Origin of the sequence: Caballeronia glebae (genome assembly GCF_001545035.1) — a bacterium.
GTDB classification, from domain to species: Bacteria; Pseudomonadota; Gammaproteobacteria; order Burkholderiales; family Burkholderiaceae; genus Caballeronia; species Caballeronia glebae.
On record NZ_FCOJ02000003.1, the window covers coordinates 172,845 to 194,282 of the forward strand.

Below are 21,438 nucleotides of genomic sequence, written 5' to 3' on the forward strand. Positions count from 1 at the left end.
CTTTGATAGAAAAAATAGGCCGTCTCAGCAGGACTGAAATCCACCGTCCACCAACAAGCTCACGCCGCTGACCATGCTCGAATCTTCGGAAAGCAGATAAGCGATCGTGCGCGCGACTTCCACCGGCTCCACGAAACGGTTCATCGGAATGCGCGCGAGCATCGGTCCGGATTTCGCGGGATCGCTCCAGGCTCGTTCGCCCATCGGCGTCATCGTGACGGTCGGAAGCACCGCGTTCACGCGTATGCCATGCGCGCCGAGTTCGTTAGCCATCACGCGCGTCATCGCGTCGAGTCCGCCTTTCGATGCGCAATACGACGCGTGCAGCGCAAAGCCCACATTCGCCGACAAGCTCGATACGTTGACGATCGACCCGCCGACGCCGCGCGCGATCATGTTTTTCGCGCACTCTTGCGCGACGATCATCGCGGCGCGCACGTTCACGTTCATCGTCAGGTCGAAGGCTTCCACGGTCGTTTCGAGGAACGGCTCCAGCACGGCAATGCCCGCGTTGTTCACCAGCAGATCGACGGGCTGAACGGCACACGCCGCGTCGCGCGCGGCATCGGCATCGGCGAGATCGGCGGTGATGATTTCGCAACCGGTTTCTTTCTTCAGCGCATCGAGATCGGCGGCGCTGCGGCTCAACGCGATCACGCGCGCGCCGCGCTCGATCAGCAAATGGACCGTCGCGTGACCGATGCCCTTGCCCGCGCCGGTCACGAGCACCGTCTTGCCCGCGAATTCGCGATTTCTGTCGATCGTCGTCATGGTGTCGTCTTCAAGGCTCGTTGCACAGACGTCTCGCGGTGTCTTCATCGGTCACGAGCACGGAGGGATAACGCCCGCGCAACGCCGCGCGCGTCACATGAAATTTCTTCTTGCCGCCGCTCACGAGAATCACGCGCCTGATCTTGCGCAGATCGTCCAGCGTGATCGCTACAGTGCGGCGATTCAGCGGATGATCGATCAGTTCGCCGTCTTCATCCATGAAATGACCGAGCATGTCGCCGACCGCGCCCGCCTTTTCCAGCGCGCGCAGTTGCTCGGGATTGTCGATGCCGTATGTCACCACGAGCGATTCCGTCAGATCGCCGCACGTCAGCAATGCGAGGTCGGCATTGCGCGCGAGTTCGTAGGTCTCGCGCACGGTTTCTTCCTGCAGGATCACGTCCCGCACCTTCTGGCTGCTTACGTAGATCGGCGCGGCGAAAAGATAGCCGTCGGCGCGGCAGATATTCGCGAAATCCGACACGATATCGAACGTATTGATGCTCGGGCAATGCGACAGTCCGCCCTGCAACGACACCGCCGACACCGCGCCATACGTGCGCTGCGGCATCGCGCGCAACACGGCGCGGATCGTGCGGCCCCAGCCGAGGCCGATAGTTTGCCCTGCAACTATCTGCCTGGCGAAATAGGAAGCGGCGCCAATGCCGAGCGCCGCATTGTTCGCCTCGTTGTTCGTGCCGGTCGGCACGACCACCGCGCATTCGAGGCCGAAGCGCTTCGCAAGGGCTTCTTCCAGCGCGACGCAAGGCGCGATCTTGCTGTTGATCGTGATCTGCACGAGGCCGGATTCGCGGCTCGCCGCGAGTAGCCGGTTCACGCGCACGCGATTGCTGCCGATGCGCTGCGCGATTTCCTGCTGCGTCAGATTGCCGACGTAGTAATGCCACGCGACGCGCGCCTGAAGTTCCTCTTCCGAGTCGATGGAATCGTCCGCTTCTATGACGGCTACGGGCGGTGCGCTCTTGCTCATGTTGTTCCGTTGTTCAATGAAAGGCCGCGCGATTTTATTTCACCGCGCCCATCGTGAGCCCTTGCACCAGGCGTCCCGATACGGCCAGCGCGAACACGACCATCGGCAGCACGATCAACGTGCCCGTCGCCATGATCTCGCCCCACGGCAATTCATAGCCGCTCATGTAGCTCGTCGCGGCCACCGGCGAGGTGATCGCGTCGCTGCGCGTGAGCACGAGCGCATAGAGCAGATCGTTCCACGAGAAGATGAACGCGAAGATCGCCGATACGACGATGCCCGGCATCGCGAGCGGCAGATTGATGCGCCAGAACACGCGCCACGGCGACGCGCCGTCGAGACGCGCGGCTTCGTCGAGTTCGACCGGAATGTTGCGGAACTGGTCCGTGCAGATCCACACCACGATCGGCAGCGAGAAGGTCAGATACAGCAGGATCAGCACGATATGCGTATCGACGAGATCGAGCTTCGTCGCGATCAGAAAGAACGGCACCGCGAGTACGACCGGGCTCACCATGCGGTTCGAGATGAACCAGAACCACAGGTCTTCCTTGCCGCGAAATTCGTAGCGCGCGAGCGCGTAAGCGGCGGGCGCGCCGAGCAGGATCGCGAGGACCGTGGTGCTGCTCGCGATGATGAGCGAGTTCAGCAGACTGCCCGCCACGTCATGCTCGAACAGCGCCGCCGAGTAGTGATGAAAGGTCGGCGAGAACAACCATTTCGGCGGGTACGCGAGCGCGTCGGCCTGGCTCTTGAGGCTCGTCGTGACCATCCAGTAGAACGGAAACACCGACGACATGAACACGACGACGAGGCCGATGAAATGCCATACCGTCGCGCGCTGTCGTGCGGCGCGTGCGCGTCTTGCGCGTTGCGTGGTCTGAACGTTGGATGAACTCACGCGGCCTCCCGATACACGAAGCGGATATAAAGACGCGACAGCACGATCGTCAGAATCAGCAGGATGATCGCCTGCGCGGACGCCATGCCCTGATCGAAGAGACGAAAGCCGATGCGCTGGATATAGACGCTGATGAATTCCGTCGCGGCGCCGGGTCCGCCGCGCGTCATCGTGAACACGGCGTCGAACATCTTGAGCATGTCGGCGGAACGAAGAATGAGAATGGCCGTGAGACCGGGCAGCAGATACGGACGCTGCAAGTGCCAGAGGATCATGCTCCACTTCGGCGTTTCGAGGCGCGCGGCTTCCTCGGCTTCTTTCGGCACCATCGAAAGCCCGGCGAGCAAGATGAGCGCGCAGAACGGCGTCCATTGCCAGATATCCATGATCATCACGGAGACGAACGCGAGCGTCGGGTCCGCGAGCCAATCCTGCGGCGGTATGCCGATGAGACCCGTCAGATAGTTCGCCACGCCGAATTGCCGATTGAAGATCAGCCGGCCGATGAGACCGACGACCGCATACGTCGTCGCCATCGGAATGACGAGACTCACGCGCGCCGCCGCGCGCATCCACGGCAACGCCGTGCGATGCAGCAGCAGCGCGGCGAAGAGTCCGAGCGCGACTTCGATCGGCAAGGTCACGCACAGGAACAGGGCCGTGCGCCCGAGCGCTTCCCAGAAGGACGGATCGGTGAGCGTCGCGACGTAGTTATCGACGCCGACGAACGGCGTGCCCGAGCCGAGATCCGCGAGCTTGTACTGACGAAACGAGTTGTAGAGCGCGAGCAGCAGCGGATAAACGCCGATGATCGCGAGCGCCGCGATCGCGGGTATCAGGAACCAGAAGGCGGGCGAGCGCGGTAAAACGCCGAAGTAGCGCGCGGGCTTGCGCGGTCCGCGCGCGTGCATTGCAGGTGATGCCATTCGGTCGCCTCCGGTTCCTTGAACGAAATTACTTCAGCAAAGGCTTCTTGCCGTCGTAATAACCCGCTTTCTTCAGGATGTCCTCGGTCTTCTGACCGATGGTCTGCGCGCCCTCCTTCACCGTCACCTGGCCGAGCATCATTTTGCTGCCCCATTCGCCGATGACCTCCGAGATCGCCGGCCACTCCGGGAAGCGCGGACGATAATCCGGCACGCCGCCCTGCCACGATTCGACCATCGGCTTCACGAACGGATACTTGTCCTGCACGGCCTTGTCCTGATAGATGGCCATGCGCGCCGGCACGCCGCCCGCTTCGAGATAAGGCTTCGCCATGGCTTCGGACGTGATCCACTGAATGAAGAGCCACGACGCGGCCTGCTTCTTCGCATTGGACTTCGCGTTCACCGCCAGCGAGAAGCCGCCGAGCGCGGGCTTCAACCCGGCCGGCCCTTTCGGTTCGGTCGTGATCGCGAGACAGTTGCCGATCTTCGACTTGCTCGGATCAGTGAGCGTCGGATAGAACGCGGACCATTCGGTGATCATCGCTACTTGCCCTTGCGCAAGCGCGTTCACCGCTTCGGCGTGATCGAAATCGACGATGCCCGGCGGCATGAACTTCATCAGCTTCTGCCGATATTCGAGCCCCGCCTGCGATTGTGGCGACATCAGGTTCGACTTGAATTTCGCATCGAGCAGCGAACCGCCATTCGGCCACAGCACGCGCATGAAGCTATCCGCCGATTGCGTTTCGCCGCGCCGCGATTGCAGCGCGAACGCGAACTTGTCGCCCTTCGTGAGCTTCGGCGCATAGGTGTTGAGCAGGTCGTCCCAGGTCTTCGGCGGCTCGTCGAAGCCCGCGTCCTTCAACATGCATTTGTTGTAGAACATCAGGCCCGAGTAGTTATCGAACGGCAGGCCGTATGTGACCTTGTCCCACGAGCCGAACGAATCGAGCAGGATCGGAAAGAAGCCTTTGAGGTTGAGATTCGGGTCCGCGAGTTTTGGATCGTCGGTGAACTTCTTGATCGGCACGAGCCACTTGTTGCTCGCGAATTCGCCGATCCACACGACGTCCACGAGCACGATGTCTTGATCGCCGCCGCCCACGAAGTTGAGGACTTCTTTCTCGCGCGTGTTCTCGTAGGGAATCACTTCCCAGCGCACCTTGATGCCCGTCTCCTTCTCGAACTGCGGAATGAGTTGTTGCGCGGCCTTGTAGCCGGGACGATCGAGAAAGATGGCCTTGATCGTCGTGCCCGAGTACGGCTGTGCCGCTTCCTTCACAGTCCAGGCCTGCGCGTTCGATGCGGCGAACGCCGCGCTGGCCGCCAGGAGCGCGACTGCCGCGACGTGTTTGATCGGGCCGGCTTGCATGGCCGGAATGAAGCGCTTCTTCATGCCTGTCTCCTTGGTTTTTTTCGAGCGGATATGGCTTGCGGGTGCGGTTCTTTCGTCGATTCCGTTGCGTTTCTTCCTGCTGTCGAAGATGTGAACTCACGCTGTCACGAGGCGCTCGCGCGCTTCGCATCCCGCGTGTCGTTTCACTTGTAATTTCGGTTTTACAATTGTATATTTTGGCCCGAACAGCTTGTCAAGCACAAATTCGACGATGCATCCGATGCTGCGCTGCCGCAGCAGCAAACGGGAGACAACGTATGAGCGCAGTCCATCTGCAGCAAATCCGCAAGTCCTTTGCCGGTGTCGACGTATTGAAGGGCGTCGACATCGAAGTGACCGATCGCGAGTTCATGGTTTTCGTCGGTCCATCGGGATGCGGAAAATCCACCTTGCTGCGCAGCATCGCCGGACTCGAACGCTGCGACTCGGGGCAAGTGCTGATCGGCGGCGAGGACGTCACCGACCTCGAACCATCGCAACGCGGCGTCGCGATGGTGTTTCAGTCGTATGCGCTCTATCCGCACATGTCGGTGTACGAAAACATTGCGTTCGGACTGCGCATGCTCAAGTTGCCTGAAGCGCAGATCAAGGAGCGCGTGCATCGCGCGGCCGAGATTCTGCAGATCGGTCAGTTGCTCGAACGGCGTCCGCGCGCGCTATCGGGCGGGCAGCGTCAGCGCGTCGCCATCGGCCGATCCATCGTGCGCGAACCGAAGGTGTTTCTCTTCGACGAGCCGCTCTCCAATCTCGACGCCGCGCTGCGCGTGCAGATGCGTCTGGAGCTCATCAAGCTGCACAAGCAACTCAACGCGACGATGATCTACGTCACGCACGACCAGACCGAAGCCATGACGATGGCCGATCGTATCGTCGTGCTGAATCACGGAAGCGTCGAGCAGATCGGCTCGCCGCTTGAGTTGTATCGCACGCCGCGCAATCGCTTCGTCGCGGGCTTCATCGGCTCGCCGAAAATGAACTTCATGGATGTGCGCGTGACGCGCGTCGATGCCGCGGGCGTGACCATCGAATTGCCTGGCGGCGCGGCGCTCACGCTGCCGTTCGCGGCTTCCTCGGTGCAGGCGGGCGAGACGCTCACGCTCGGCATCCGGCCCGAGCATTTCGTCGAATCGGGCGGCGGCGATATCGACAGCGGTCTCGCGGGCGAGGTCATGGTGATCGAACATCTCGGCGGCGAGACGCTGCTGCATGTGCGTCTGCCGAACGAACTCGTGATTCAGGTGAAGGGCTCGGGCGAATCGACGGCCGTCGAGGGACAGCGCCTGAACGCGGGCTTCAGCATTCGCCATGTGCATCTGTTTCGCGAAGATGGCAGCGCGCTCGAACGCATGCGGCCTATAGCCGAGACCGCGACCGCCTGACGAGCGAGTTCGTGTTCTGAGGAAGCCGTGCGCATCCCTTCTTGGTGCGTGGCCGCCGTTCGTTCGACGCATCGACACTAGTCGGGATTACAAATGTTCCGGCATCGCGCAGTACAAAACTTCAAACGACTTGCCGATGCGCTCGATGCGACCTTGCCTTGTGTGCGCCAACCCACATAGCCCCTAACGCCTCATCGGTTCGAGCCCGCAAACGTTGGCCCGCAGACCGAAACTGAACTGACGTGCTTCAAATGGCGCACGGACGTCACGTCGGGCACGACTCGTGCGACCGCTTCCACGACCAACTGAGGGATGGCTAGAGCATGAAAGGAACGACACACGGCTCGCCTGTCGCGAAAGCCGCGCCGAAGTCAGATCATGCATTCAGGCATCGCATACTCGACGGCCTCCAGGCTGGAGAATTCTGCATCGCCTATCAGGGAATCTACCGAGTCGACAGCGGCGAACTCGCGCAGATGGAAGTGCTGATTCGCTGGCGTCATCCGGAATTCGGCGTCTTGCTGCCAGGCGCATTCATGGAGGCGTTCGAGGACGCCGACATCAAGCGCGAACTCACGTGGTTCGTGCTGGACGCGGTCGCGTTCGAAATCGGCGCATGGCGCGCAAGCGGCGGCGCGGATTATTCGGTCGCGGTGAACGTACCGCCCTCCGTTGCAGCGCTGCCCGGCTTCACCGAACGGATGGAGTCGATTTGCTTCGCGCACGGCATCACGCCCGATTGCATCGAACTCGAACTACTGGAGAGCGAGGATCTCGCGCGCATGCCGTCGATACGCAAAGTCGTGCGACGTCTAAGGAACAAGGGCGTAAGCGTTGCAATGGACGATTTCGGCACCGGCTATTCGTGTCTGGCCGCCCTCGGGCCGATCGACTTCGGGACGGTGAAGATCGCGAAGGAACTGCTCGCCGAAGCACCGAGCTGCCCGAACGCGTGCCTGGTGTTTTCGTCGGTCCTCGCGCTTCTCACGCGGCTGAAGGTGGCGATCGTCATCGAAGGCGTGGAGACGGCCGCGCAGGCGCAGTGGATCGCGCAATGGCCGCACGTGCTCGCGCAGGGCTTCTTTCTGGCGCGGCCCGCGTTCGGCATGGACAATGTGCCCGGCGCGCTGTTGAGACGGCCGGCGACGCAAGCCAGGGCGGCGCGGCGCGAAGGGCCACGAGCCATCAGGCTTGCCGATGCGGCCTGACGAATTCGAAGCGCGGACTACGCCGGCGCATTGATGCGCCGGCTTTTTTCCGCGTAGCGGCCCTCACTTGCCCGACGCCCGTGACAAGCGCTCCGGGCGGCAACGCTCAACCCACCCATCACGGCGTCGATGCCGGCGCCGGCTTGCCCGCCTTCTGCGCGTTGATCTTCGACTGCGCGTTCTGCAGATTTTGCGGATAGTTCGTCTGCTCGCCAGCGGGGTTATAGCCGTTCTGCTCCAGTTGCTTCAGCTCGGCGTTCTTCTTCGCGCGCGCTTCCTTGCTCTGCGCCTTCTTGATCTGTTTCGGCGTGGATGCGGCCGTATCCTGCGCCTGCGCGACGGGCGCCGCGACGAAAGCGGCAACGGACAGGGCAATGACGGCCAGCGGTGCGATGCGTGTGTTCATGATCGATCTTCTCCGGATGGATGGCGACAGTCGCCAACGACGCTTGCGGGTTCGCGTTAGCAATCCGCGGTCCACATGCGGCGCGGCCGCAAAAACCGTCACCGGTCGACGATCCGGCTCAGATTCCCGCGCACGCGTTGCAAGAGCGCGATCAGCTGCTCGCTTTCCTGGCGGCTGAAGCCCGCGAGCGCCTCCGCCGTGATCTCGTCGCCGACGTGCCGCGCGCGGTCGAGCGCCTTCTCGGCCTTCGCGGTCATGCGCAACTGACGCTCGCGACGGTCGTCGGGATTCAGCCGGCGCTCGATCCAGCCGCCCTCTTCCATGCGGTCGAGCAACCGGCCGGCGGAAATAGGCGCGACTTCCAGCAGCCCGGCGAGCCGCGCCTGATTCACCTCGCCGTAGTGCGAGAGATACGCGAGCACGCGGCATTGCGCGCGCGTGAGATTGAGCGACGACTTGGCCAGCACGTCGAAACGGTTGCCGCACAGGCGGTCCACGTCCGCGACCAGAAAGCCGAAGCGTTTATCGAGTTGAGTTTCCATCGCGCGATTATAGGTAACGGCTTTCGATGCGCGCACCTCGTGCGCACCCGGTAGTCGACCGTATTGCGCGGCATCGCGGCCACCCTATAATAAGCCTGCTTATTATCAACTAACTCATAAAAGCCGCTGCCTCGCGGCAATCTCCATGTCCTCCGAAGCCTTCCCGGAAAGCGCCGCGGCGCCCCTGAACCGCGGCATGCTGACCGTATCGATCATGCTCGCCACGCTGATCCAGACGCTCGACAGCACCATCGCGAACGTCGCGCTGCCGCATATGCAGGGCACGCTGTCGGCCTCGCAGGACGAAATTACGTGGGTGTTGACCTCTTATATCGTCGCGGCGGCGATCGCGACGCCGCTCACCGGCTGGCTTTCCGACCGGTTGAGCGTGAAGAAGCTCCTGTGCGTTTCGATTGCGGGCTTCACCGTGGCGTCGGCGTTTTGCGGCCTGTCGGAGACGCTCACGCAGATCGTCGCGTCGCGGCTGTTGCAGGGCGTGTTCGGGGCATCGCTCGTGCCGTTGTCGCAATCGATCCTGCTCGACATCAATCCGCGCGAGAAACAGGGCCAGGCGATGGCCGTCTGGGGCATGGGCGTGATGGTCGGGCCGATTCTCGGGCCGACGCTCGGCGGCTGGCTCACCGACAGCTACAACTGGCGCTGGGTGTTTTTCATCAACGTGCCGATCGGCGCGTTCGCGCTCTTCGGCGTATCGACGTTCCTGCCGGCGCAGGCCGCGCGGCGCGCCGTGAAGTTCGATGCGTTCGGCTTCGCGACGCTCGGTCTCGCAATCGGCGCGTTCCAGGCGATGCTCGATCGCGGCGAGCAACTCGACTGGTTCGGTTCGATGGAAATCCGCATCGAGGCGATTCTCGCGGTGCTGAGTTTCGTCTTCTTCATCGCGCATACGGCGACCGCTGGCACGCGCTCGTTCTTCAAATATCAGTTGCTGAAGGATCGCAACTTCGCGACCGGCACGTGCTTTATCTTCGTGATCGGCGCGGTGATGTACGCGACGCGCGCGCTGTTGCCGCCGATGCTGCAGAACCTGATGAACTATCCCGTCGCGACGACGGGCCTCGTCACGGCGCCGAGCGGCGCGGGCACGATGATCGCGATGCTCGTCGCGGGACGCCTTTTGAAGCACATCGATGCGCGTCTGCTGTTGCTGTCGGGGTTCCTGATTTCGGCGTTCGCGCTCTGGCAGATGATGCAGTACACGATCGTGCTGTCGGCATCGGATATCGTGTGGCCGGGCGTGATTCAGGGCTTCGGGCTGGGACTCGTCTTCGTGCCGCTGTCGGCGCTGACCTTTTCGACGCTCACGTCCGAGCTGCGCGCCGATGGCACCGCCACCTACAGCCTCATGCGCAATATCGGCAGCAGTATCGGCATTTCGATCGTGCAGACGCTGATGACGCGCAACACGCAGGTCGCCCACGCGGACCTCGCCGCGCAGGCGACGCCATTCAACCCGGCGATGCAGTCGCTTCTGTCCAGCGGCTCGATGCAGGACATGGCGATGCTGAATCAGACGATCACGCAGCAGGCCTCGATGATCGCGTATCTCAACGACTTCAAGCTGATGTTCGTCGCGACGCTGCTGGTGGTGCCGCTATTGCTGCTGATCCGGCCTGCGGGCAAGTCAGCCGCCGGGGAATCGGTGGCGCACGCGGCGATGGATTGAGCGCGGCGACCGTGATGAACACGAGCGCCGCGCCGTCGCCCGCCCCGGCTTACTTGCGACTCTTGCGGGCGGGACGCCTGGCAGCCGTTGCGCGATCCAGCTTCGTCGCGGACTCGACGAACGCCCTCAACTCGTGTGCCGCGCGCGCGATCACGCTTTCCCATTCGCCCGGCTCGGTCTGACGGAAGAGCCGCATCGACGGATACCACGGGGTGTCGTCACGTTCGGTCATCCATCGCCAGCACTGGTCGAAGCGCGAAAGCATCCACACCGGCTTGTTCAGCGCGCCCGCCAGATGCGCGGTGGACGTATCCACGGCGATCACGAGATCGAGATTTTCGATGATCGCGGCGGTATCGGCGAAATCGGTCACGTCGCTCATCGGGTCGAAGGGACGGATTTCGGCGGGAATCGCCTCGATCTGAGGCCGGGTCGTCGCGCCCAGTTGCAGGCTGACGAAGCTCACGCCCGGAACCTGCAACAGCGGCAGGAACTGGCGTGCGTGGATCGAGCGCCGCTTGTCGACCGCGTCGGCGTTCTTGATGTCCCGCCGCCGCTCGCCCGCCCAGACGAGGCCCACCTTCGGCGATGCGCCGGGCAAGCGCGTTTTCCACGCATCGGCGAGACCGTCGGGCGCGCGCAGATACGGCACGAGAGCAGGAATCGAGTCGAGCGCCGTGTTGAAACGCAACGGCAGGCTCATCATGAAGCACCAATAATCGTGCGCGCGCAGGCCGCTCGCGTCCGCCCTCGTGATGCAGGCGTCGACTTCCTCGATTTCCTCGATCAGCCGCGAGAGCGGACGCTCGCAGACCACGGTCAGATGCTTCAGGCCCTTCGCTTTCAGCAACGGGAGATAGCGGCAGAATTGCAGCGTGTCCCCGAATCCCTGCTCCGCCACCACGACGAGCGACTTGCCACGAAGCGCTTCGCCCCGCCATTGGGGAGAGGCGAAGCCCGAATCCCAGGCCAGCGGCCCTCCATGACGCGCGGCGAAGCGCGATTCGTAAAGCCTCCAGCCTTCGGCGAATTGCCCCTTGGCGAGCAACACGAGCGCGAGATTCGCCTGCAGGTCGGGATCGGCGGGCCGCGCCGCCAAACCGCTCCGATACGCCGACTCGGCGTCGTCCAGGCGCTGCAAGCCTTCCAGCACGCGGCCGAGGTTGAGCCACGCTTCGACGTATGACGGATCGAGTTCGAGGGCGCGCTGCAACGACGCCTGCGCCTCCTCGGAGCGGTTCGCGCCCATCAACACGGTGCCGAGGTTGAAGTGCCCGCTCGCCTGCTGGCCGTCGAGACTCAGCGCGTGGCGCAACACCGCCTCGGCTTCGTCCAGACGATCGAGTCTGAGCAGCACCGCGCCGAGATTCAGATGCGCGTCGAAGAAGTGCGGAGCCATCCGGATGGCCGCTTCGCACGCGGCTTTCGCGTCGTCCAGACGCTCTTCGTGCGCGAGCACCGCCGCAAGACCCGACATCGCGCGCGCATCCGCCGAATCGCGTTCGAGTGCGCCGCGAAAGAACGCCTCGGCTTCGTCGAGGCGCGCGAGCATGAACATCGCCCGGCCCGCATTGCGGTGTGCGCCGGGAAAGCGTGCGTCGAGAGCGAATACCTGGCGAAGCGCGGCTTCGGCTTCCCCGGCGCGCGTGGCGTCGAGCAGCAGCACCGCGAGGTTGTAGTACGCGGCCGGAGCGCGCGCATCGAGTTCAATCGCCCGCCGGAACATCGCTTCGGCCTCGACCGTGCAACCTTCGTCCAGCAGCACGCTGCCGAGACTGCCGACGAAACGCGCCTGTTCATCGACGGCGATCGCCTGACGGATCGAGCTTTCGGCTTCCGTCAGCACGCCGTGGTCTCGGAGAATCAGACCGAGCAAATGCAATGCGTCGGCATGACGAGGATTTTGAGCGAGCACTGAGCGATAGCCTGCTTCGGCTTCGTTTAACCGCCCAGCGATATGTGATTCGAGTGAACGATCAAAGAGAGGCATGAAAAAGGACAAATACGCTAATTCGGGATGCCGATTATCAACGTCGTCCATCGATCATTTGTCGAAAAGTGTCTCCCTCCGTGTGACACTGCGCCGCCTCGCTACACGCTGACCTCGCGCGTTTGCAGCATCGTTCCGAACTCATTGGCGGAGAGCGGCATCGCCAGCAAGAAACCCTGCATCTCGTCGCACATCATGTCCTGCAGCCGGTCGAGCTGCGAGCCGGTCTCGACGCCTTCCGCGACCACATCCATATCGAGCGAATGCGCGAGCGCGATGATCGCCGATACGATCGCGCGCCCTTCCTGCCCGTTTTCGTCGAGCCCATTCGTAAAGAACCGGTCGATCTTCAGTTGCTTCGCGCGAAAACGCTGCAAATACGCGAGACTCGAATAGCCCGTGCCGAAATCGTCGATCGCGATCTCGAAACCGCTCTCCTGGAACGCGCGAATCATCTCGATGGTGCGCGGCGCGTCCTGCATCGCCACCGACTCGGTAATCTCGAACATGATCTGCTCGCTCTGCACGCCTTCGTCGCGCACGATCGTCATGATGTTCGCGACGAGATCCGCCTCGTGCATCTGCCGCGGCGACAGGTTGATCGCCACCTTCACCTGCTCACGCCCCTCGGCGCGCCACTGCGCCATGTGCCTGCAAGCCTCCCGCACGACCCAGTAGCCGATCTGCACAATCTGCCCGGAACGCTCCGCGATCGGGATGAATTCGAGCGGCGTGAGCGTGCCGATCTCCGGATGATCGAGCCGGATCAGCGCCTCCGCGCCCGCCAGCTCGCCGCTCGTGCCGCGAAACTTCGGCTGGAATAGCAGATAGAAGTGGCCGCCGTTCAGCGCCTCGTGCAGCGCCTGCTGAATCTGCAAAGTGCGCACTGCCGCCTCGTTCATGCTCGCCTCGAAGAAGCGATACGTGCTGCGCCCGCCGCGCTTCGCCTCGTACATCGCGACGTCCGCGTGCTTGAGCAGCGACTCGACGCTGTCGCCGTCCTGCGGATACAACGCAATGCCGATGCTCGCCATCACCTGCAACGGATGATTCCCGACGACGAGGCCTTTTTTCATCGCGTCGAGAATGCGTTCGGCCATCTTCTCGGCGTCGGTCGGCGCGTGCAGGTTTTCGAGCATCACGACGAACTCGTCGCCGCCCAGCCGCGCCACCGTATCGCCGCCGCGCACGCAATCCTGCAGGCATCGCGAGAAGGCCTTCAGCACCTCGTCGCCGACGGTGTGGCCGAGCGAATCGTTGATCGTCTTGAAGCCGTCGAGGTCCATGAAAAGAATCGCGAAGCGGCTGCCGTCGCGCCGCGCGTTTCTGATCGCACGATCGATGCGCTCGTTCATCGTGCGGCGGTTCGGCAGGTCGGTGAGCGTATCGAAGGTCGCCATGCGCACGATCTGCCCGTTCAGGCGCGACACCGAACCGGCGAGCAGCGCCGTGCGCGCGTCGAAGCGCGAGAGCACGAGCGTGATGATCAGGATGGCCAGCGTGAACAGCACGATAGTGGTCGCGAGCCAGTGCGCATCGACATCGTTGGCCGCGCCGCAGATCGAGCCCGGCAGAAATTCGGCCGCCGCGTTGCCCGTGTAGTGCATGCCGGTGATCGCGATGCCCATCACCAGCGCCGAGCCCGCGCGCTTCGCGAGCACGTTCGTCTGATTCGCGTCCGATAGCGTGTGCGCGATCCACAGCGCCGCGCCCGACGCGACCACCGCGATCGCGATCGACGCCGCGAACAGGCGCGGATCGTACTCGATTGCAGGGAGCATGCGCATCGCGGCGTCGCCGGTGTAGTGCATCGCCGCGATGCCCGCGCCCATCAGCACGCTGCTCGCGACGAGCCGCTTCGCCGTGAGACGCCTGCTCGTGATGACGAGGAGCGCGAAAAACGACACGAGCACCGCGATGCCGAGCGACCCGGCGGTGATTTTCAAGTCGTAGCCGAGCGGAATCGGCAATTCGAAAGCGAGCACGCCGATGAAATGCATCGACCAGATGCCGATGCCCATCGACGCCGCGCCGCCCGCGAGCCAGACGTGCCGCGTGCGCGACTGCGTGAGCGACGCGAGCCGGCCCGAAATATCGAGCGCGGTATAGGAGGCGAGCGTCGCGACCACGAGCGATGCCGCGACCAGCCAGAAGTTATAGGTGCCGTGCATGATGCCGTATACCGGAGGAGACTCGTTAGCGTGAGCGTCTTATCGGCTTACTACAGTCGATCTTTAGGCACGGGATGCGAAATATTCGCCACGCGCGGCGCGCCAATCTCAAAGCTGCGAATCGAGCAGCGCGACCACGCGCTCCAGCAGCTTTTCGAAGAGCGGACGACGGCGCCAGTCATCGAGCGTGATGCGTTTCGCGTGGGTGACGTCGTCGTCGAAAATCGCCGTCTGCTGGCGCGCGAAGTCGCGGTCGTAGATATTCAGATTGGCTTCGTCGTTCAGCTTGAAGGAGCGGCTGTCGAAATTGGTCGAGCCGACCGACACCAGATATTCGTCGACGACGATCAGCTTGCAGTGGAACATCGTCGGCTGATATTCGAAAATTTCGACGCCCGCCGCGAGCAGGTCGCCCCAGCACGCGCGCGACGCCTCGCGCACCGTATGCGTGTCGATGCGCTTGCCCGGCGTGATGATGCGCACCCGCACGCCGCGCCTGGCCGCCTCCACGATCGCGTTGATCGTCAGCTTGTCCGGCACGAAGTACGCGCTCGACAAGTGGATGGAACTCGTCGCGGCGGTGATCGCCATGAGGTACATCAACTGCATGTCGTCGCTGCCGCCCGACGGCGAACTGCTGAACATGTGCGCGCAGCCGTCGCCCGCGTCCTCGATGTCCGGAAAGTAGCGCGGGCCGTGCAACACGTTGCCCGTCGTCTTGATCCAGTTGTCCATGAACACGGCCTGCATCTGCCCGACCGCCGGGCCTTCCACGCGAAAATGCGTGTCGCGCCAGTGCTTCTCGTCCTGCGCGCGCCCGGTCCATTCCTCGGCGATGCCCACGCCGCCCGTGAAGCCGATGCGCCCGTCGATCACGAGCAGCTTGCGGTGCGTGCGATCGTTCATGCGCCCGAGCCCGGTCCAGTGCGGCTTGTGATACAGGATGACTTCCGCGCCCGCGTCGCGCAGCATGCGCAGATAGCGCTTGTCCATCTTCGACGAGCCGACCCAGTCGAGCAGCACATGCACCGAAACGCCCGCGCGCGCTTTCTCGGAGAGCGCCTGCGCGAAGTCCTCGCCGATCGCGCCCGACCAGTAAATGAAGGTCTCGAAAGTGATCGTCTTCCGCGCCGAGCGGATGCCTTCGAGCATCGACGGAAAGATCTCGTCGCCGTTCACGAGCACCTCGAAGCGGTTGCCGCCGATGACGGGCGGCCCGAGCAGCAAGCCCATCGATCGCACGAACTGCGGATCGTCGCTTGCGTACAGCCGTTCGATCTTGTGCTCGATCTTCTTTTCGCCGCTCGTCAGATTCGCGATTACCAGCACAACGACGAGGGTCGCGACAATCGTTAGAACAATAATCAGCACAATCAGGGCAATCGTCGGCATGCGCGGCCTCGCAAAGCGAACATTCGTCCGGAATCTTACTGTAAGCAGGTTCCGGACCGCGATTCAGCCGTCTTCGTTCAGCTTTTCGCCGGCATCCAGCCCTGCTCCTGGCCGAGCTTGGCGATCTGCTTGGCGATGGTGTCGCCGAGGCGCTTTTCATCGGACGACACACCCGCGTGCTTCGTTTCCGAAACGGCGTGCAGCCCGCCCGACAGCGCGAGCGAACTCGCGACATGTCCCACCGCCGCCCCCACGCCCGCCGTTTCCGCGACGCCCGGCGCGTGGCCGCTGTCGGCTTTCGCGTCGAACTGTTCGAGCAATTGCGGCGCGCCGTGCGCGGGCTTCAAGACAAGTTGCACGGTCGCGCCGACTTTGCTTTCGCCCGCGCCGAGGCCGATCACCATGCGGCGGCGGCGATTGCCCGCGTCGATCGTACCGATGCTGCCCTCCACGACGAGCACGTTCTGGTCTTGCGGCGGCGGCGCGTCGGCGCGGATCGCGGGCAGACCCATCGACTGGAGCTTGGCGACGATTTCGTTCGCGACTTCCTCGCGCGCCGCGACGGCGTCCTGCGCCTGCTTCTGCGTCTGCGAGTCGCCGGACATCGCGGAGCCGATCTTCGAGATCAGGCCGTGATTGTCGAGCTTGACGTCGCTTGCGTCGCTGGCGAATGCGTAGACGTAGATCGTGTCCGGGCGCGCGGCGACGGTCTGCGTATATTGGCCGGCGAGTTGGCCGGCGAGTTGGCCGCCGTTCTGGCCGTATTGACTCGACGCTTGTGCGGGATTGCTCGCGCAGCCGGCGAACAGCGCCGTGCCGACGACCAATCCGGCGAGCGCCACGCCGCGCACCTTCTTGAAGACCGTATCGAGCGACGAGAATTTGATCGAGTTGGACATGTTGCACCTCCGTACCGGCCGCGCCGGGAATCGTGAATGGATGGATTCGTTGATGCGTGATACGGCTCTCGGTTCTCGTTGCTGCGTTTGTTTCGTTTCACGCTGGGCGCAACTATGAACGAAGGCCGCGGCGCAGGCCATCGAGCATTTATGTCGCGCGGTTTCACGGGCGTCGCGGGTCCGTGGGACGGCGCTTCAGCAAACCGCGGCGCTTCTGGATAACATGCCCGGGACGCGTCGTGGAACAGGCATCGGCGCACACCACAATCTCGTTCGAAGGAGCAGACATGGATCTGAAGATCGCCAACAAGCTCGCGCTGGTGTCCGGATCGACCAAGGGCATCGGTCATGCCATCGCCGTGGCGCTCGCGCGTGAAGGCGCGCGCGTGATCGTCAATGGCCGCTCGCAGGCGTCCGTCGATGCGGCGCTCGCGAAGCTGCGCGAACTGGTGCCCAACGCGCAGGGCGAAGGCTTCGCCGGCGACGTCTCGGACGCGGCGCAAGTCGACGAACTCGTGAAACGCTTCCCGGACGTCGACATTCTCGTGAACAACATGGGCATCTTCGATCCGAAGCCGTTCGAGGAGATTCCCGATGCCGAATGGCTGCGCTTTTTCAACACCAACGTGATGTCGGGCGTGCGGCTGTCGCGCGCGTATCTGCCGAAGATGAAGGAGAAGAACTGGGGCCGCGTCGTGTTCATCAGCAGCGAGAGCGGCATTCAGATTCCCGTCGAGATGATTCATTACGGCGTGACGAAATCGGCGCAGATTTCGCTCGCGCGCGGCCTCGCGGAAAGCTGCGCGGGCACGGGCGTGACGGTCAATTCGGTGCTGCCGGGGCCGACGAGTTCGGAAGGCGTCACCGAGTTCGTCGAGAAGCTTTCGGGCGGCAAGAGCTTTCACGAATTCGAGAAGCAGTTCTTCGAGGAAGCGCGGCCGACGTCGATTCTCAAGCGCTTCATCACGCCCGAGGAAATCGGCAGCATGGTGGCATATGTGTGCTCGGAGCTTTCCTCCGCGACCAACGGCGCGGCGTTGCGCGCGGACGGCGGCGTCGTGCGCGCGGCGTTCTGAGCGCGCTACGCCTTTAGCGACGACGCGAGTTCGAGCGCCGCGACGATAGCCGCGACGGTTCGCTCGCGCGCGGCTTCGTCGTTCTGGCGCAGCGCATACGACGGGTGATACGTCGCGACGACCAGCTTGTCCAGATACGGCACGACGCGCCCGACATGCGCCGAGAGCGTCGCGCGTCGCCCCAAAAGCGCAGCCAGCGCCGTCGCGCCGAGCGTGACGATCACCTTCGCGCCGACGTCGTGCAGTTCCTGTTCGAGCCAGTAGGAACACGCTTCGACTTCCTGTTGCGCGGGCGTCTTGTGCAGACGCCGCTTGCCGCGCGGCTCCCATTTGAAATGCTTCACCGCGTTGGTCAGATAGACCTGCTCGCGCGCCACGCCGGCACGTTGCATCGCGTCCTGAAGCAGTTGCCCCGCCGGTCCGACGAACGGCTCGCCCTTCAGATCCTCCTGATCGCCGGGCTGTTCGCCGAGCAGCATGATGCGCGCATCGGACGGACCGGCGCCGCGCACCGCTTGCGTCGCATTGCGCCACAGATCGCAGCGGCGGCACGTGTCGAGCGACGTGGGCGCATCGCGTTCGGGCTGCGCTTCGCGTGCATCGACCTGCACCGCCTTGCCGCCGAGCGCGCCAACACTTTGGGCCTGCGCGACGCGTCGCGCGCCGCCGCGCGCATCGCTCACGAGCTTCGGGATCAGCGCGCCTTCCGGCAGTCCTTTCCAGAAGCGCACCGGCATATGCTGTTCGAGCGCGGATTCGTTCAGGCGCGCCGGGTTGAAGATGCTGCGGTAGTAGGTCATCCAGAGCGCTTCGGCGGCATCCGGCGCGACGTTCGCATGATCGGACGCGAGCGCCCGGCCGCGCTCCAGGCGCAGACGCTCGCCGTCGAACATCGCCGCTCCGTCGGGCGTCGCGATGAGCCATGTCGAGCGTCCCATGCGCGCCGCGAAATGCTCCGCGCCCCATGCGAGCACGTCGTGATCGGGCTCGTACCAAGCGACGAATTCGGGCGCGCCGAGCGACGCGTCGCGCTGCCGGAAGCGCACATACGCGATCATGTCGTGCTGCGCGCGGCGCACCGCCTTCGCCATCTTGTAGAGGCGCGCGCCGTCTTCATCGGCGGGCGATGCAACCGAGCGGTCGCCTTGCGCCCAACGCCACAGCACGCGATAGAGAAAACTCCAGCGGCGCGCGTCGCGAAAATGCGCGGCGTCTTTCAGGAGCGATGCGAGTTCGCGCGACACGCGGATGTGCGGCGCGTCCGCTGCCTTCGGCGGTGCCAATGCTGCCGTTTCGTTGAACAACGCCGGCTCCGCTTGCGACGTGCGCCAGTCGATCGATTCGGGCGCGAGGTTCTGCGCGAGCGCATCGAGCGCGGCGGCGCGCCAGGCGTCGAACTCGTCGTCGATGGCGATGACGTGCATCAGATCAGCGAAAGCTGCACCGGACCCGTGGCGAGCGCGCGCCGCAGATTTTCGGAGGGCGCCTCGGTGAGCGGCGGCCGGTAATCCGCCGTGACGACGAACGGCTTCACCTTGTCCATGCCGCAGCGCAGCCGCACGAGGTCGTGATAGCGCACGCGCCGCTCGCGCCGCAACGCCACGATGCGCTTCGCGTTGCGCATGCCGATGCCCGGCACGCGCGCGATCGTGCGCGCGGGCGCGGCGTTCAGATCGACGGGAAAACACTCGCGATGCGCGAGCGCCCACGCAAGCTTGGGATCGACGTCGAGCGGAAGATTGCCGGCGTCGCCCAGCAGTTCGGCGGCAGCAAAACCGTAGCCGCGCATCAGAAAATCCGCCTGATACAGCCGATGCTCGCGCAACAGCGGCGGCGCCTTCGACGGCACGCCCGAAGGGCTGTCCGGAATCGGGCTGAACGCCGAGTAATAGACGCGCTTCAACTGGTACGAGCCGTAAAGCGTTTCGGCAGTGCCGAGAATCGTGCGATCGTCGGTTTCGTCCGCGCCGACGATCATTTGCGTGCTCTGTCCCGCCGGCGCGAACTTCGGCGCGCGCGGCTCCGCTTCCGATTCCTCGCGCGCAACGCGAATATTGCCCATCGCCATCTTGATCGTGCGGCCGCTTTTTTCGGGCGCGAGCCGTTCGAGGCCGATCTCCGTCGGCAACTCGATGTTCACGCTCAGACGATCCGCGTAGCGTCCCGCCTGCGCGATAAATTCGGGATCGGCATCGGGAATCGTTTTCAGATGGATATAGCCGCGAAACGCGTGCTTCTCACGCAGCGTCTTCGCGACGAGAACGAGCTGTTCCATCGTGTAGTTCGATGAACGAATCACGCCGGAACTGAGAAAGAGGCCGTCGATGTAATTGCGACGGTAAAAATCCAGCGTGAGGCTGACGACTTCCTCGGGCGTGAAGCGTGCGCGCGGCACGTTGCTCGAACGGCGGTTGATGCAGTAGCGGCAGTCGTAGAGACAAAAGTTGGTCAACAGAATCTTGAGCAGCGAGACGCAGCGGCCGTCGGGCGTGAAGCTGTGACAGATGCCGGAGCCAGTGCTCGCGCCGAGCCCGTCGATGCCGCGCGACTCGCGCTTGGGCGCGCCACCGCTCGCGCATGACGCGTCGTACTTGGCGGCGTCGGCGAGAATTTCGAGCTTTTCGGAGAGATCCATCTTGATTATGATACTGTATGTTTATACAGTATGTCACGAGAAGTGCGGAGTCAAACGTAACCACGCCTGGCGCACGCTTCGCGCCTGCCCTCGCAATCTCTTTTCCGGAGCCCTTCATGCGATTCGACTACAAGACGTTCCACATCGATTGCACCGCCCACCACGCCGAGGACGGCAACTACTACGCGCACGCGCGCATTACGCGTTCGCCCGAGCAGCACACGGCACATGTCGAAGCCTTCGAATCCGGCGAACTGGATGCCTTCACGACTGAATCGGATGCCGTTCATTGCGCGCGGGCATGGGCTATCGAATGGTGTGACGAGGCCGTGGCGTAGCGCGTCGCGCCTCTTCTCCCGTATCGAGGTCTCACGCTTCGCCGGCTGCGTGATCGCGCGCGGCACGCCGATTGCGCTAAGTCATGCGCGACGCCGCAGCTTTTTGCGAGACGGCGCGCATCAAGACTATCGATCAACGGGAGGACACACCATGAAAAACGCAAAGAGAAATCTGCTTGTTTCGGCCATGATTCTCGGCCTGTCGGGCGCGGCGTTCGCGCAAGGCGCGGGTGGAGGTGGAGGCGCAGGCGGCGGCTCGGCGGGCGGCAATGGCGCGGGCCAGGGCGGCACCGGCATGAGCACGCCGAACAGCAACGGCGTGACCGGCTCGACCTCGGGCGCATCGGGTGCGAACACGATGGACTCGACGCACAGCAACAAGATGCAAAAGAACAAGAAGAGCGGTTCAAATTCGGATACGTCGAGCGGCGGTGCCGCCAAGTCATACTAAACGTATCGAGTCTCATGTTTCGGCGCGCCCGGGCTTCTTGCAAGTCCGGGCGCGTTTTCATTCTTCTACGGTCTCGGTAAAGAACCGCTCCGCCGCCTTTTTGCCTTACCCCTCCAAAGCATCCCTGCCAGATGGGGATTTCTCACGCTCCCGCATCGACGTAACGTAATCCCTGAGCGCTGTTCGCCGCATCGGGCGAAGCGTGTGCGCTCATCCATTCATCATTCATCGACAACGCTGCAAGGAGTCCGAGAATCGCGTTCCCGGCTGCTTGTG

At 63.5% G+C, this 21,438-nt stretch carries 19 protein-coding genes; 6 read left to right on the forward strand and 13 right to left on the reverse strand.

The features are described from left to right. Nucleotides 1-24 precede the first annotated feature (24 nt). The 5 genes from AWB82_RS03555 to AWB82_RS03575 are packed head-to-tail and all read right to left on the reverse strand — an operon-like array spanning nucleotide 25 to nucleotide 4,988. Entirely contained in the window at nucleotides 25-771 is a 747-nt protein-coding gene (locus AWB82_RS03555) for an SDR family oxidoreductase (protein ID WP_086965756.1), read from the reverse strand. Nucleotides 772-781: 10 nt separating this feature from the next. Beyond that, nucleotides 782-1,762 carry a sugar-binding transcriptional regulator gene (locus AWB82_RS03560; RefSeq protein ID WP_086965757.1) on the reverse strand — a complete coding sequence of 327 codons (981 nt, stop codon included), beginning with the start codon at nucleotides 1,760-1,762 and terminating at the stop codon, nucleotides 782-784. Nucleotides 1,763-1,796: 34 nt separating this feature from the next. Further along, entirely contained in the window at nucleotides 1,797-2,663 is an 867-nt protein-coding gene (locus AWB82_RS03565) for a carbohydrate ABC transporter permease (RefSeq protein WP_086965758.1), read from the reverse strand. Next, the gene (locus AWB82_RS03570; protein WP_235023156.1) at nucleotides 2,660-3,589 is read right to left on the reverse strand and encodes a carbohydrate ABC transporter permease; all 930 of its coding nucleotides are present in this window, start codon (nucleotides 3,587-3,589) and stop codon (nucleotides 2,660-2,662) included. Before AWB82_RS03570 ends, AWB82_RS03565 begins: the two co-directional genes overlap by 4 nt. Before the next feature lie 28 nt (nucleotides 3,590-3,617). Then, nucleotides 3,618-4,988, reverse strand: a complete 1,371-nt coding sequence (locus tag AWB82_RS03575) for an ABC transporter substrate-binding protein (protein ID WP_086965760.1) — start codon at nucleotides 4,986-4,988, stop codon at nucleotides 3,618-3,620. A 257-nt stretch (nucleotides 4,989-5,245) separates the two neighbouring features. On the opposite strand from AWB82_RS03575, the gene AWB82_RS03580 reads away from it, so the two are divergent. Both AWB82_RS03580 and AWB82_RS03585 read left to right on the forward strand, forming a co-directional pair. Continuing rightward, nucleotides 5,246-6,367: an ABC transporter ATP-binding protein gene (locus tag AWB82_RS03580; protein WP_086965761.1), complete on the forward strand. Its 1,122-nt coding sequence runs from the start codon at nucleotides 5,246-5,248 to the stop codon at nucleotides 6,365-6,367. A 323-nt stretch (nucleotides 6,368-6,690) separates the two neighbouring features. Further along, nucleotides 6,691-7,575: an EAL domain-containing protein gene (locus AWB82_RS03585; RefSeq protein ID WP_086965762.1), complete on the forward strand. Its 885-nt coding sequence runs from the start codon at nucleotides 6,691-6,693 to the stop codon at nucleotides 7,573-7,575. A gap of 118 nt (nucleotides 7,576-7,693) precedes the next feature. Here AWB82_RS03585 and AWB82_RS03590 read toward each other — a convergent pair whose 3' ends face one another. Both AWB82_RS03590 and AWB82_RS03595 read right to left on the reverse strand, forming a co-directional pair. Beyond that, the gene (locus AWB82_RS03590; protein WP_086965763.1) at nucleotides 7,694-7,981 is read right to left on the reverse strand and encodes a DUF4148 domain-containing protein; all 288 of its coding nucleotides are present in this window, start codon (nucleotides 7,979-7,981) and stop codon (nucleotides 7,694-7,696) included. Nucleotides 7,982-8,079: 98 nt separating this feature from the next. Further along, nucleotides 8,080-8,523 carry a MarR family winged helix-turn-helix transcriptional regulator gene (locus AWB82_RS03595; protein ID WP_086965764.1) on the reverse strand — a complete coding sequence of 148 codons (444 nt, stop codon included), beginning with the start codon at nucleotides 8,521-8,523 and terminating at the stop codon, nucleotides 8,080-8,082. A gap of 145 nt (nucleotides 8,524-8,668) precedes the next feature. Here AWB82_RS03595 and AWB82_RS03600 point away from each other — a divergent pair, with 145 nt between their 5' ends. Next, nucleotides 8,669-10,210: a DHA2 family efflux MFS transporter permease subunit gene (locus tag AWB82_RS03600; protein ID WP_086965765.1), complete on the forward strand. Its 1,542-nt coding sequence runs from the start codon at nucleotides 8,669-8,671 to the stop codon at nucleotides 10,208-10,210. Nucleotides 10,211-10,259: 49 nt separating this feature from the next. Here AWB82_RS03600 and AWB82_RS03605 read toward each other — a convergent pair whose 3' ends face one another. The 4 genes from AWB82_RS03605 to AWB82_RS03620 form a co-directional block, all read right to left on the reverse strand. After that, nucleotides 10,260-12,251 (reverse strand): tetratricopeptide repeat protein, encoded by a 1,992-nt coding sequence (locus AWB82_RS03605; protein WP_327344014.1) that lies wholly within the window; start codon nucleotides 12,249-12,251, stop codon nucleotides 10,260-10,262. Nucleotides 12,252-12,301: 50 nt separating this feature from the next. Next, entirely contained in the window at nucleotides 12,302-14,371 is a 2,070-nt protein-coding gene (locus AWB82_RS03610) for a putative bifunctional diguanylate cyclase/phosphodiesterase (RefSeq protein WP_086965766.1), read from the reverse strand. Nucleotides 14,372-14,479: 108 nt separating this feature from the next. Then, nucleotides 14,480-15,763: a cardiolipin synthase gene (cls, locus tag AWB82_RS03615; RefSeq protein ID WP_086965767.1), complete on the reverse strand. Its 1,284-nt coding sequence runs from the start codon at nucleotides 15,761-15,763 to the stop codon at nucleotides 14,480-14,482. Between the two features lie 77 nt (nucleotides 15,764-15,840). Further along, nucleotides 15,841-16,662, reverse strand: coding sequence for a DUF4410 domain-containing protein (locus tag AWB82_RS03620; RefSeq protein ID WP_200818029.1), 822 nt, complete (start codon nucleotides 16,660-16,662; stop codon nucleotides 15,841-15,843). A 287-nt stretch (nucleotides 16,663-16,949) separates the two neighbouring features. On the opposite strand from AWB82_RS03620, the gene AWB82_RS03625 reads away from it, so the two are divergent. Further along, on the forward strand, nucleotides 16,950-17,738 hold the full coding sequence (locus tag AWB82_RS03625; protein ID WP_086965768.1) for an SDR family NAD(P)-dependent oxidoreductase: 789 nt from the start codon (nucleotides 16,950-16,952) through the stop codon (nucleotides 17,736-17,738). Nucleotides 17,739-17,743: 5 nt separating this feature from the next. On the opposite strand, the gene AWB82_RS03630 is transcribed toward AWB82_RS03625, so the two are convergent. Next, entirely contained in the window at nucleotides 17,744-19,162 is a 1,419-nt protein-coding gene (locus AWB82_RS03630) for a UdgX family uracil-DNA binding protein (RefSeq protein ID WP_086965769.1), read from the reverse strand. After that, complete coding sequence (locus AWB82_RS03635) at nucleotides 19,162-20,373, reverse strand: putative DNA modification/repair radical SAM protein (protein ID WP_086965770.1); 1,212 nt, start codon at nucleotides 20,371-20,373, stop codon at nucleotides 19,162-19,164. Before AWB82_RS03635 ends, AWB82_RS03630 begins: the two co-directional genes overlap by 1 nt. Nucleotides 20,374-20,489: 116 nt before the next feature. On the opposite strand from AWB82_RS03635, the gene AWB82_RS03640 reads away from it, so the two are divergent. Then, nucleotides 20,490-20,711: a hypothetical protein gene (locus tag AWB82_RS03640; protein ID WP_086965771.1), complete on the forward strand. Its 222-nt coding sequence runs from the start codon at nucleotides 20,490-20,492 to the stop codon at nucleotides 20,709-20,711. A gap of 151 nt (nucleotides 20,712-20,862) precedes the next feature. Beyond that, entirely contained in the window at nucleotides 20,863-21,162 is a 300-nt protein-coding gene (locus tag AWB82_RS03645; RefSeq protein ID WP_235023158.1) for a hypothetical protein, read from the forward strand. Nucleotides 21,163-21,438 lie beyond the last annotated feature (276 nt).

Bases quoted from the DNA above. Each gene is read 5' to 3' on its own strand.
- AWB82_RS03555 (WP_086965756.1), bottom strand. From the start codon at position 771: ATGACGACGATCGACAGAAATCGCGAATTCGCGGGCAAGACGGTGCTC.
- AWB82_RS03560 (WP_086965757.1), bottom strand. From the start codon at position 1,762: ATGAGCAAGAGCGCACCGCCCGTAGCCGTCATAGAAGCGGACGATTCC.
- AWB82_RS03570 (WP_235023156.1), bottom strand. From the start codon at position 3,589: ATGGCATCACCTGCAATGCACGCGCGCGGACCGCGCAAGCCCGCGCGC.
- AWB82_RS03575 (WP_086965760.1), bottom strand. From the start codon at position 4,988: ATGAAGAAGCGCTTCATTCCGGCCATGCAAGCCGGCCCGATCAAACAC.
- AWB82_RS03580 (WP_086965761.1), top strand. From the start codon at position 5,246: ATGAGCGCAGTCCATCTGCAGCAAATCCGCAAGTCCTTTGCCGGTGTC.
- AWB82_RS03585 (WP_086965762.1), top strand. From the start codon at position 6,691: ATGAAAGGAACGACACACGGCTCGCCTGTCGCGAAAGCCGCGCCGAAG.
- AWB82_RS03590 (WP_086965763.1), bottom strand. From the start codon at position 7,981: ATGAACACACGCATCGCACCGCTGGCCGTCATTGCCCTGTCCGTTGCC.
- AWB82_RS03595 (WP_086965764.1), bottom strand. From the start codon at position 8,523: ATGGAAACTCAACTCGATAAACGCTTCGGCTTTCTGGTCGCGGACGTG.
- AWB82_RS03600 (WP_086965765.1), top strand. From the start codon at position 8,669: ATGTCCTCCGAAGCCTTCCCGGAAAGCGCCGCGGCGCCCCTGAACCGC.
- AWB82_RS03605 (WP_327344014.1), bottom strand. From the start codon at position 12,251: ATGGACGACGTTGATAATCGGCATCCCGAATTAGCGTATTTGTCCTTT.
- AWB82_RS03610 (WP_086965766.1), bottom strand. From the start codon at position 14,371: ATGCACGGCACCTATAACTTCTGGCTGGTCGCGGCATCGCTCGTGGTC.
- cls (WP_086965767.1), bottom strand. From the start codon at position 15,763: ATGCCGACGATTGCCCTGATTGTGCTGATTATTGTTCTAACGATTGTC.
- AWB82_RS03620 (WP_200818029.1), bottom strand. From the start codon at position 16,662: ATGTCCAACTCGATCAAATTCTCGTCGCTCGATACGGTCTTCAAGAAG.
- AWB82_RS03625 (WP_086965768.1), top strand. From the start codon at position 16,950: ATGGATCTGAAGATCGCCAACAAGCTCGCGCTGGTGTCCGGATCGACC.
- AWB82_RS03630 (WP_086965769.1), bottom strand. From the start codon at position 19,162: ATGCACGTCATCGCCATCGACGACGAGTTCGACGCCTGGCGCGCCGCC.
- AWB82_RS03635 (WP_086965770.1), bottom strand. From the start codon at position 20,373: ATGGATCTCTCCGAAAAGCTCGAAATTCTCGCCGACGCCGCCAAGTAC.
- AWB82_RS03640 (WP_086965771.1), top strand. From the start codon at position 20,490: ATGCGATTCGACTACAAGACGTTCCACATCGATTGCACCGCCCACCAC.
- AWB82_RS03645 (WP_235023158.1), top strand. From the start codon at position 20,863: ATGAAAAACGCAAAGAGAAATCTGCTTGTTTCGGCCATGATTCTCGGC.